Annotated in this window: 1 protein-coding gene (cut by a window edge); it reads left to right on the forward strand. The window is 64.5% G+C overall.

The genetic code is table 11. The annotated features are described in order from the left end of the window. Window positions 1–12,182, forward strand: the end of a protein-coding gene (locus CHB97_RS17035) for an LEPR-XLL domain-containing protein (RefSeq protein ID WP_160105960.1). 26,293 nt of this gene lie to the left of the window's left edge; 12,182 of the gene's 38,475 nt are visible here — the last part of the coding sequence; the start codon falls outside the window, past its left edge; it ends in the stop codon at window positions 12,180–12,182. Window positions 12,183–12,217: the final 35 nt, after the last annotated feature.

Here is a 12,217-nt window from a genome sequence, read left to right on the forward strand (position 1 = left end):
TCATGCCGCTGTTCGACTTCACCTATGCCAATGCTGTGACCACCCGCACCGTCAATGGTGTGACCACCAATTCCACCTGGATCCCGGATTGGGCCGGAAATGCCCAGGTGATCTATCGGGTGGATGTGGATGGTTGGCGTGACCGCTTCATCCGGATGCCCCAGGGCTCCCAGGCCGATGTGCTGCGTGTCGTCTCGCAGGGGGAAACCAAGTATCTGACCGGCGATACCACACTGGACGGTTCCAACGATGGCGGCCGTTTCGTCACGGCCGATCAGCTGCCGCTGAACGGCAATGGCGAGTTGGTGGCGCAGTATCAAGATCAAGCCGCGCTGGATTATACCCAGAAGGGCTCCACCCTGGTCGGGGCCAGCAGCAATAATGGTGCGGCACCGCCCACGACCACCAATGCTTACACCGGTGCCACATCCACGGCTGGCGTCGGCAGCAAGTGGAATGACCGCCTCGATGTCGTCGATAATGACAAGCAGGCGGCCTATTGGGAGGCGACCTACCAGGATAACACCGGCAATCGCATCTTCACCGTCGCGTCCACCGATGCCGTCATCGGCAGCGGCACGGTCACGCTGACCCGTGACCCGGAATGGACCTATGCGCGCAACGACAATGGCACCACGACCATGGCTGACCCGCGCGCCGGCCAGTCAGCAGGCAGCCGCGATACCAGCACGGTGCTGATTCAGCGGTCCTATGCCGATGCATTGGTCAATGACACGGCCTCACTGAAAATCACAGGTGCCACCACCCATAATAATGTTGTCGTCGGCCAATATTCCTATTGGGGCTCCTGGAGCCGGGTGGTCGATCATACCCAGGACGATGACAGTGACGACTGGATTGGTGACGATCACGGTGATGATGATATTGGCGACGAAGATTATCCGCGCTTCGGGGATAAGATTTATAATGGCATCTCCGAAATGCAGGCCGATGACATTGACGGTTTCAGCGTCTATGAGTGGATAACGCTCGGCCGTTTCCATGGTCAGAATCTTCCGAATACGTATCAGCAGTATCGCGTCAACATGAGCTATGATGATGGTTGGGATGGTGATGATCATCATGTGAATGTTGACGCACGTAACAAGTTCTTCGTCGACATCACCGAAGATCAGCATGATTACACCTATGCCTGGACATCCACGACCAAGGATGTGCGGGTCCAGCGCGTCCAGCAGACCTATCAGATGGTCAGCAATGATACGGCGATCTATGATTTCCGGCCGGTTTATGAAACCAACACCAGCCAGGTGGCGGTGGAGCAGACCCGCACGCTGACCAAATATGAACAGCAGGCGGTGTTGTCGCCGCAGACCGAGCTTTATTCGGAACGCAATCTGGTGGATGGCGGGCTGCGCCCGTCGGCCTCCTTTGGCGCCAACTCGGTCACGGCCGGTACAGTGATGATCGAAGCGGGCGGCAATGCCAGCATCAGCGGGATGCTGGAGGCGACCACCGGTTCCCTGACCGTCACCACCGGCCGCGACCTGGGCGTGCAGGGCGTGGTGCCCGACGGGGCCGCCGCCAATACCCTGGCGTCGCAATCCAAGCTGATCGCCAAGGATCAGGTATCGCTGACCGTCGGCCGCAATCTTGATCTGGCAGACTCCTCCCTGGTGACCACCACGGCCACCAATGGCAGCGTCACCATCAATACGACGGGCAAAGTGTCGCTGGACGGGGAGATCGAAACGCAGCAGACGGTGACCGTGAAAGCCGGTTCCGACATCACGCTGAGTGGCCGGGTGGAAGCGCAAAACAGCGTTACCTTCTCTGCCGGCGATGCCAGCCTGTCGCCTGGCGGCTTTGGCGGCATCATGGGCGATGTCACGGCCGATATCCGGGCCACGGCTGCCGGGGGCGACATCGCCCTGCAGACAGGGCAGTATGGCGGCAATATCCGTCTGGATGGTTCCGTACTGACAGCACAGGATACCGTGCAGCTGACGGCGCAGGCCGGTACCATCGTTGCCACCACGACGGGTGAGGCGGGCATTACCGCCGCCCAGGCCGATAGCGGGGCCGTGATCCACGCTAACGTGCTGCAGGCCACGGCTGAACGCGGCATCGCCGTGGGCACGGCCGTGGATAATCTCGATCTGACCCTCACCAAGGCCGGCGATATTGTGGTGGGTGAGGCCGATGACGTGACCCTGCGCTCGGTGAGTGCGGCGGATGGCGCCGTTATCGCCACCGTCAACGGACATGCCACCGTGGCGTCCGTGCGCACGCTGGGCAGCAGCGATCGCAATGATATCACCATCACCACCCGCCGCGTCGGCAATGCCGACAAGGACATTACCCTGGCGACCGGTGGTACCCTGTCCGCCGGTGGACTGGGCGATGTCACGCTGGATGCGTGGGGTGCCGTCACCAACAGCGCCAATGCCATCAAGGCCGATAGCCTGACGGTGACCACGCAGGGCGCCATCAATGTGAAAACCGATGTCACCAGCCTGACGCTGACCACCAACGCTGCGGCCGACGTCTCCATCCAGCAGGCCGCCACCAACCTGATGGTGAACAGCGCCAGCATCCTGAACGGTTCGCTGACCATCACGGCCGGCGCCGGGGTTGAACTGGTGGATGTGCAGTTGCGCACCAACGCGGATGCCAATGATGTGTCCGTGACGGCGCAGGGCGATATCGGCGTGCGCAGCATCGTGGCCGGTGTCTATGCCAAGTCGGCCAGCGATGTTCCGGCGGCGGGCGGCGGGGCGGATAGCGGTGTCACCTCGCTGGGGGATGTGACGCTGACCTCCATTGCGGGGGCGATCACGGAAAGCTTTGCCGATGCTGATGTCGACCTGGTGGCCGACCGGCTGACCCTGTCGGCGGCGACCGGCATCACCGGCCTGGAACTGGCGGTCAATACGCTGGCCAGCGTGCGCACCACCAGCGGCGACATCATCCTGTCCGATGTGGACGGGGTCTGGGAGCGCTCGCCCGGTCTGCTGGTGGAATCCGTCGCCACGGCGCTGTCGGGCGGCGACAGCGTCTCTATTACCGCGGCCAACGCTCTGGTGGTGGGTGCGGCGACGGCAACGGCCCCGGCCGTCACCGGTGACAAGATCAGCCTGACCAGCCGTGACGGCAATGTCCAGGTGCTGCGTCCGGCCAGCGGTGAGGCGCTGTCCTATAGCAGTGCGGTCAGTTTCAGCGCCGGCAAGGTTCTGCAGCTCTACCGCTTCTTCGAGGCGCCGCAGACTGTCAGCTACCGTGCCGGTTCCTATTTCGATTTCGATCTGCCGGCCAGCATCACGTCTGACAACATCATCCTGGATACCGGCCGTATCCTGAGCTTCGACGGCATATTGACGGCACGCAACCGGCTGGAGCTGGCGTCCGGCACCAATGTCTTCGTCAAGGGCGATATCCGCGCCAGCGGCGGCGGCACCATCGACAAGCTGATCATCCGCGCTGCCGGTGATCAGGCGGTTTCCCGTGCGGTGGATACCAATGCGGCGGGCGTGGGGGCGCTGAACCTGACATCGCAGGAGACGGGCTTCATCAACCTGCAGGTCACCGGGATCGATGCCAGCGATTTCGAATTGCGGGCCAAGCGGGATATTTTCGTCGATACGGTGGACAGCCTGACCCTGACCGGCTTCATTGGCGGTCTGGACGGGTTCGACCCTGCCCATAATGTGACGCTGGATACGCAAGGCACGCTTTCCGTGCTGGGCGGGATCGTTTCCGCCAACAGCACGGAAGGCCGGATCACCCTGCGTGCCGACAGCATCAGTACGGCCACCAGTGCCGTGTTCATCGCCAAGGGGCTGGATGCCCAGGCGCGTGGCGCCATCGGCCTGAACACGCTGGTGGGTGAGCTGTGGGCAGTCTCCACCGGCAGCGGTGCCATCACCGTCAATGAATCCGATGCCATCGACCTGCGCACGGTGAAGGCCAATAATGGCGGCATTTCCATCATGGCCGGCGGCACATTGAATGTGCATGATGTCCGGACCGTGGTTGACGCCGCCGGCAACAACATCACCTTGCGGACCACCGGCGACATGAATGTCGACCGGGTGGAGGCTGGCGAGGCCGCTGGCGCTGAGAAGCAACATGCCAGCGTCACGCTGGATGCGGCGGGCACCATCGCGGAAATGGCAGCTTATGATAATGATGCCGTTGACGTGGCTGGCCGCACCGTCACCATTCTGGGCCGCACCACCGGCACGCCGGTTCTGGCCAGCACCACCAACGGCTTCGGCACCGGGTCGGAACTGGAAATCCTCTACACCGCGCCCACTGGCGGGCTGGTGACGGGGGCGACGACGGTAACCAGCACGCCCAGCATTCCGACCAGCGGTGATGTCCGTCTGGTTTTGCCTGATCGCGCGCCCGGCCCCTTGACCCTGACCGCCAATGATGGCGGCAGCCTTACCATCATCGATCTGAAGACCCATGATGGGGATGATCTGACCCTGACCGCCACCGATGATCTGGTGGTGGTGGTGCCGCTCAATGTCGGCAACGGCGATATCACGCTCAGCGCCACCAATGATCTGACCCTGGGCGGCAAGGTCACGGCCGATGACCTGACGGTCACGGCCGGCGGCAACCTGACCATGACCACGGCAGTGCAGAATCTGACCGCGACGGTCAATAACGGGGCCAACCTGACAGTCTTCCAGACCGGTGATCTGGTGGTCGACCGGCTTAACCTCAGCGGCGGTGATGTCACCATCACCGCGTCGGGTACCGTCACCATCAATAATATCGCCGGCAATGCCGGTACCGTGCGCATCACCACCAGCAGCGGCGATATCGTCATCACCGCGCTGCCGGGCGCCGGTATGGTGGTGCTGGATTCTGCCGGCGGGGTGCGGGCCACGCTGGCGGCGGACAGCCTGTCCATCACCGCCAATGGCGCCATCAATGTGGTGGAAAGCGATGGGGTGGTGATCGACAATATCACCCAGAAGGCCAGCGGGGCGGCCGTCGATATCCGCACCACCAATGGTAACCTGACCGTCAACGGTGCGCTCAGCGTTACCGGCAGCGCCGGCATCAACCTGCAGGCCGGTGGCAGCGGCGACCTGTCGCTTAACCAGACCATCGCCACGGCGGGCGGCGCTGTCAGCCTGACGGCAGGCGGGGGCCTCTCGCTCTCCGCCCAGGGCGATATCAGCAGCAATGGCGGTGCCGTCAGCCTGACGGCCGCCGGCAGCCTGACCATGACCCATGAAACCTATATCGATGCCGGCAGCGGTGAGATTGACCTGACCGGCGGTGGCAATGTCAGCGTCGGCAAATTGCGGACCACCACCACCGGTGAGGTGGAGATCCGCAGCACCGGCGGGGCGGTTCTGGATGCTGGTGACAGCCCGACCGATATCGATGCCGGCAATGCGCGGGTGATCATCAGCGCCGTGAATGGCATCGGCACCACCGGCACGCTGGAAATCAATGCCGGAACGCTGCGCGTCACCAATACCGGGTCCGGCATCATCGCGCTGGAAGAAGCGGATAATGTCGAGATCGAACAGCTGACCCAGGGCGGCAATGGCGCTGTCACACTTGCCACGCTGGCCGGTCGGATCACGATCTCCGGTGCCATCAGCACCCAGACGGGGGCGCTGACGCTGACAGCAGGATCGGCCACCACCGGCGGCATCCTGTTGAATGGGGCCGTCACCACGGCGGGGGGCGCCGTCAACCTGACGGCGCAGTCCGGCAACATCACCCTGAAGGACAGTATCCGGGTCAATGGGGCGGGCAATATCGCGCTGGCCGCCGATGCGGGTTCCATCCTGGTGGATCAGACAGCGGCGGGCTGGCGTACCAGCGGGGGGGCCTTCGATCCGCTGATCGAAAGCAACCTGGCAAACGGCACGTTCGACGTGGATGTGACCACCGGCCGTATCACGGTTGCGCGTAATGCCAATTCGGGCCTTAACGGCACGGTCCTGCGCGATGCGGCTGCGCCCTATATCCGCACCACCGGCGGGGCGCTGAGCTTAATGGCGAAAGCGGCCATTGGTGCGGCGGTTGACGGGTTCAGCTATAGCCCGCTATCGCTGGTGGTGGATGCGCGCAGCGTGTCGGCCCAGTCCGCCGACCGCGATGTGGTGAAGGTTCTGGCCCTGTCCGGCACGTCGGTCGGTGGCAGCGGGACGAACGGTTCCAGTGCCGGCGCCACCAATGTCAGCTCGCTGGGCGCTGGTACTGTTACGGTGGACAAGGCCATCGATGCGGCGGGGCAGAATATTGTTCTGCAAGGTGACGATCTCGATATCCGGGATACGCTGCGCAGCGTTGGGGCCGATCTGCTGATCCGTCCGCGTCAAACGGACCGCACCATCGTGATCGGCAACATCACCACGGCGCCGGCCTCTTCCCTGCAGCTGGACAACACGGAAATCGGCAGGATCGGGGCCGGCTTCAAGCAGATCATAATCGGCAGTGACCAGGGGGCGAATACCATCCTGATCGGCGATGCCGCCGTGAATGGCGACAGCGTCACCTTCACCTCCGATCTGGTATTGAAGGCCCCGCAGAATGGGGGGGCGATCTATGTCGATGCCGATCTGATCGGCAGCAAATCCTCCCTTCAGGTTCTCGGGTCCGGCCATACGCTGCATCTGGGCGCCAATATCAGCGAAGATGGCAATGTTGACATTCAGGACTCCCTGGCTGTTACCGGCCGGCGCACCATCAGCGCCGGCGGCAATATCAGCATTGGCACCAGCGGTACCTATGGGCTGCGGGGCAATGGGGTCGATGGTGGTGACTATCTGACGCTGACCGCAGGCGCCGCCGGTGACATCACCATCGGTGCCACGGTGGGCGACAATGCCAACCTGTTGAGCGGCCTGACCGTCACGCGGGCCGATGATGTCAGCTTCCAGAAGACGGTCTCGGTGGCAGGTGATCTCACCATCAATGCCACCGGCAATGTCGTCTTCTCCGAAGCGGTGACGGTGACCGGCAAGCTGACCATTCTCGGTGCGGCCTCGGTGACCTTTGCCGGCGGGCTGACCGTCGGTGGCGACATCCTGATCGCGGCGGATGAAATTGACTTTAATGGCGGCGTCGGTTCGGTCCGCACCAGCGGGGCCGGCAGCATCACCCTGCGCACCGCCACCCTGTCCAACAATGTGGAGATCGGGCGCCTGGATGACAGCACGGCGGCCAATACGCTGAACCTCAGCTCCAACGACATGCGGGCGCTGGCGGATGGTTTCTCGCTGCTGACCATCGGTTACGGGGAAAATATCCAGCCCTTGCAGACCAGCGGTAATGTGCGGATTGGCGCTGTGGAGGGGGCGGGTTCCACCTTCCATGATGTCACGGTGATCCGCGCACAGAATATCGAGGTCGCCGATCTGGCCGATAGCGGCTTCGTGCTGAAGACCGATGACAATCTGACCCTGCAGGCCTATGGCAACATCACCATCAAGAACAACATGGTGGTGGGCGGCTATGGCGACGAGACCCACCGCCTGTGGCTTTATTCCGTCACGGGTACGGTGCGCCAGCAGGATAGCGGTGTCGATGCCCGCGCCAGCGAGGCGATTGAGGTCCATGATCTGGAGGTGCGGGCCCCCGGTGGTATCAATCTGGGTGCCCTGGCGGTTGACAATCTCTCTGTCACCGGGACCGGTGCTGGCAGCATCAGCCTGAACCAGTTGGCGGCGGGTGGTGATGTCAGCGTCGTCAATCTGGCCCAGCTTTCGGAGCGGGATGCCGGCAGCATCACCCTGACGGCGGAAAATGGCTCCATTCATGTTCTCTCCCGCCCGGATGGGGCCACCGTGCGCGCCAATGGTGCGGGCGATGTCACCATCAACGCCAAGCTGAAGGATCTGCTGGTGGATGGCGGCATACGGTCCGCCGTTGGCGCCATCAAGCTGACCGCCGCCGGCAAGATCACCGTCAATGACCGGGTCTGGACGACGGAACAGTCGGCCATCACGGCCACGGCCGCTGCGGTTGACCTGACGGGCAGCGTCACCAGTGCCGGTGGCCTGGTGACGGTGAAGGCGACGGCTGGTGATATCACCATGGCCGGCAATGCCTTCATCCGCTCCCTGGATCCTGTCGGTGATGTCGGGGCTGTCACCCTGACAGCCGCCCGCAATGTGCTGCTGACCATCGTGGAAGCAGACGGGGAAACCCGCATCACCGCCAGCGATGGTGCGATCCTGGATAATCTGGCGGATGAGGCCCCGAATCTGCGGGGCAACACCAGGCTGGCCATGTTGACTGCTGCGCGCGGCATCGGCACGGCGACGGACGATATCAACACCCAGATCAGCGGGCTGGCCGCCAAGGTGACCACAGAGGGCGGCCTTTACATCCAGGAAGTGGATGGTCTGATCGTCCAATCCGAAGGCGTGACCCTGGCCGGTGCCGGCGGCAATGTCGTGATCCGTACCCAGGATGGCGCTTTGTCGGTCGCGGGCGACATCATCAGCCGGGGGGCTGTCGGCAATATTCTGCTGGAAGCCCGCGAGAAGACCGAGGCGACGAACGCCGCCCTCACCATCGATGCCTCCATTACCAGCAGCCGGGGTCGCACCAGCCTGCATAGTGATGATGATCTTGTCCTGATCGGGGGGGCCCAGCTGGTGACCAGTGCCAGCGGCAGCAGCATCGACATGCAGGCCGCCGGCGACATCCGCATGGGTGCCGGTGTTTCTGTGCGGGCCAGCGATGGCCGCATCCTGGCGGATGCCGGCTCTACCGTGATCTTGGGTGCGCTGGAGGCCGGCAGCGGCAAGATCGGCATCATCGCCCGTGGCGGCGATATCCTGGATGCCGGCGCGGCGGGGGACACGGATATCAATCTGGCGGCGGCTGATCTTAGCCTGGTTGCCCATGGACGGATCGGCGGTTTCGACAATCATATTGAAACCACCGTCGGTACCCTGGCGGCTACCGCTGTCGATGGCGCCATCTTCATTGCCGAAACGGATGCCCTGATCATCGGATCGGTCAAGGTGGATGTGGATCGGGTTGCCGCCGATGGCTCCACCCTGATTGTCAGCGACCAGACCCGTACAGATGTGGAGGTGACGACCGGTCACGGCCGGCTGGTCATCCTGGCCGGTGGCGGGATCACCGTCACCGATGGGACCGATGGCGACCGGCAGGGTATCCGCATGGGCGGCCAGGGTTCGGTGCTGCTTTTGGCCGGGTCGGACGATCTGGTCCTGTCCAGCGGCATCACCCTGTCGGGCGGTGATCTCAGCCTTATCGCCAACAAGGGTGATGTGCGCCAGGATCCTGCCGGTGACATCATGGTCACCGGCACCGGCACCGTCGATGTCCAGGCCGGGGCCAATATCGTCATGGCCGAGGTTATTGAGGAGATGGGCGCGCAAACCCTTACGGAAGGCGGCAATATCCGCTATGTCGCGGGGGGCAACATCACCCTCGGATTGCTGGATACCGGGTCGGAGACGGCCGGCACCATCGGCCTGTCAGCCGGTGGCCGCATCAGCGATGGCAATCGCGGCTTCGATAATCTGCGGGCTGGCGCGGTGCGCATCAGCGCCGACGGTGCCGGTAGCGGCAGTGACCTGCTGGAAACCCGGATTGGCACCTTGGCGGCTGCTGTCGGTGCCGGTGGCCTGTTCATCCAGGATGCCAGCGACCTGACGCTGGGCACGGTGGCCGTGAGTGTCAACCGGCTGGCCACGACCTTCGGCAGCACGCCGATCGGCGATGCCGCCCTCTCCCACGTCAAGGCGGCGGCCGGCGGCGGCATCGTGCTGATGGCGCAGGGCGATCTGGTCATTGCCAGCGATATCCAGGCCACCGGCGGCGGCAGCCTCAGCTTGCTGGCGGGCGGTACCCTGCGCCAGTCGGCGACGGGGGATGTCAGTGTGACGGGCGGTGGCACGCTGGATGTGTCGGCGGCCGGCGATATCGTGATGGAGGCCGGTGCGGAAAGCCTGGCCGAGGGCACGGCGGCACGCTATGCGGCCGGCGGTTCCATCACCCTGGGTCTGGTGGGCACCGGGTCGGAGGCGGCGGGTGCTGTCAGCCTGCTGGCAGGCGGCTCCGTCATCGATGGCAACGGCACGGCCCGCAATGTTTCGGCCGCGGCACTGCGGCTGGTGGCGGGCCAGGGTGCTGGTCTGGCCGGTGATGCCATCGACCTTTCGGTCGGCACCCTGGCGGCACGGGTTGGTGCGGGCGGCATGTTGCTGTTCGCCACCGGCGACCTGACAACGGGAACGGTGGGCGTGACGGTGAACCGCATCGGCCTGGATGGCAGCCGGACCAGCCTGGAGGATGCGGCGATCAGCGATCTGGTGGCGCTGTCTGGCGGTGACATCCGCATTCAGACCGCCGGCACCCTGACCGTGGCCGATGGTGGCAACGGCGATGGCGTCGGCGTGGCGGCGGATACCGGATCGGTGGCGCTGTCATCCCTGTGGGGCGATGTGCGCCTCACCGCTGCCGTGTCCGTGACCGGTGGCGGCAGCCTCAGCCTGTCCGGCGGGGCGGTGCGTCAGTCGGCGACAGGGGATATCATGGTGACGGGGGGCGGTACGCTGGACGTATCGGCCGCCGGCGATATCGTGATGGAGGCCGGTGCGGAAAGCCTGGCCGACGGGACGACGGCGCGCTATGCGGCCGGCGGTTCCATCACCCTGGGCCTGGTGGGTACCGGTTCGGAAGCTGCGGGCACGGTCAGCCTGCTGGCGGGCGGCTCCATCATCGATGGCAATGGCACGGCGCGCAATGTTTCCGCCGCCGGGCTGCGGCTGGTGGCGGGGAATGCGGCTGGTGCGGCCGATGCCATCGACCTGTCGGTGCGTACCCTTGCCGCCCAGGTCGGGGCCGGCGGCATGGCCCTGTTCGCGACGGGCGATCTGGCCACGGGTACGGTGGGGGCGACGGTGAACCGCATCAATGCGAATGGCGGTGAAATCAGCCTCAGCGATGGGGCGATCAGCGATCTGACGGCCCGTTCCGGCGGGGATATTCGCCTCCAGGCCGCCGGCACCCTAACCATTGCCGATGGTGATGCCGATGGCGTTGGTGTGGTGGCACAAGGCGGCTCGGTTCTGCTGTCGTCCCTGTCCGGGGATGTCGGTGTCAATGCCGCCGTGACGGCCACCGGCGGCGGCAGCCTCAGCCTGCTGGCGGGCGGTACCCTGCGCCAGTCGGCGACGGGGGATGTCAGTGTGATGGGGGGTGGCACGCTGGATGTGTCGGCGGCCGGCGATATCGTGATGGAGGCCGGTGCGGAAAGCCTGGCCGAGGGCACGGCGGCACGCTATGCGGCGGGCGGTTCCATCACCCTGGGTCTGGTGGGCACCGGGTCGGAGGCGGCGGGTGCTGTCAGCCTGCTGGCAGGCGGCTCCGTCATCGATGGCAACGGCACGGCCCGCAATGTTTCGGCCGCGGCACTGCGGCTGGTGGCGGGCCAGGGTGCCGGTCTGGCCGGTGATGCCATCGACCTTTCGGTTGGCACCCTGGCGGCACGGGTTGGTGCGGGCGGCATGTTGCTGTTCGCCACCGGCGACCTGACAACGGGAACTGTGGGCGTGACGGTGAACCGCATCGGCCTGGATGGCAGCCGGACCAGCCTGGAGGATGCGGCGATCAGCGATCTGGTGGCGCTGTCTGGCGGTGACATCCGCATTCAGACCGCCGGCACCCTGACCGTGGCCGATGGTGGCAACGGCGATGGCGTCGGCGTGGCGGCGGATACCGGTTCGGTGGCGCTGTCATCCCTGTCGGGAAATCTGGTGTTGAACAGTGCTGTCAGCCTGCTGGGTGGCAATTTCACTTTGGGCGCTGCGGGCGAAGGCGCGCAGAACCTGCGGGTCAACGGTTCAACCGGTCCGGAGAATATTTCCCGCGTCATCCGTGCCATTGGCACGGAGGGCAGCCAGCGGCTGGCGGACATCCTGGAACAACGCCGGGGCACGATTGAGCTTTATGGCAAGACCGCGCCGGGTTCCCTGCAGACCTTGCTGGCGTTCCAGCCCAGCGGGGCGGCCACGGGGGATAGCAGCAAGCTGATCAGGGTCAGCACGCTGGTCGGTCCCCGTGGCACCGATCTGCTGGAGATGGAGGATGATGGGACCGATCAGGTTGTCGATCTGCCGACGGCCGCGCTGGCCGACGAACATGCCCTGTTCCAGGGTATGGACGATCTGCTGGGCGACCATTTCGAACTGACGCTGTGATGCCAATCTCCCTTGATCGTGACCGATCAAGGGAG

Origin of the sequence: Azospirillum sp. RU38E (assembly GCF_900188385.1) — a bacterium.
In the GTDB taxonomy this organism is placed as follows: Bacteria; Pseudomonadota; Alphaproteobacteria; order Azospirillales; family Azospirillaceae; genus Niveispirillum.